The organism is Robertmurraya sp. DFI.2.37, from assembly GCF_029211245.1.
Classification (GTDB): Bacteria; Bacillota; Bacilli; order Bacillales; family Cytobacillaceae; genus Robertmurraya; species Robertmurraya methanolica_A.
The window spans coordinates 1-304 of record NZ_JARGEJ010000603.1 but is presented as its reverse complement, the minus strand read 5'-3'; the positions used below and the strand labels follow the sequence as shown (position 1 = coordinate 304).

Here is a 304-nt window from a genome sequence, read left to right as displayed (position 1 = left end):
ATGTTATCTTCTGTAATTTCTGTTTGCTTGGCTACATTTTCAATCGAACTTCTTAATTGAGTGGATTGTGTTAGCATGCTATTGATTGAACTGACGATCTTTTGAACCTCATGGGCAACATTTTTCGTGCTATTTGCAATAGTGGAAAAAGTTTCACCTGTTTTACTTACGAGATTCATCCCTGCTGTTGCCTCTGTCGTTACTTTTTCCATAGATTCAATTGAATGAAGAGTGTCTGCTTGAATCGCATTCAATAATGTGCGAATTTGTTCAACAGACTTTGAAGAATTATCCGCTAGCTTCC

The 304-nt window shown here is 36.8% G+C and carries 1 protein-coding gene; it reads right to left on the bottom strand.

Annotated features, from left to right (window positions below; all coding sequences use genetic code 11):
- Positions 1 to 304, bottom strand: a 304-nt coding sequence (locus PZE06_RS27870; RefSeq protein ID WP_275792382.1) for a methyl-accepting chemotaxis protein, incomplete at both ends; no start/stop codon positions are given.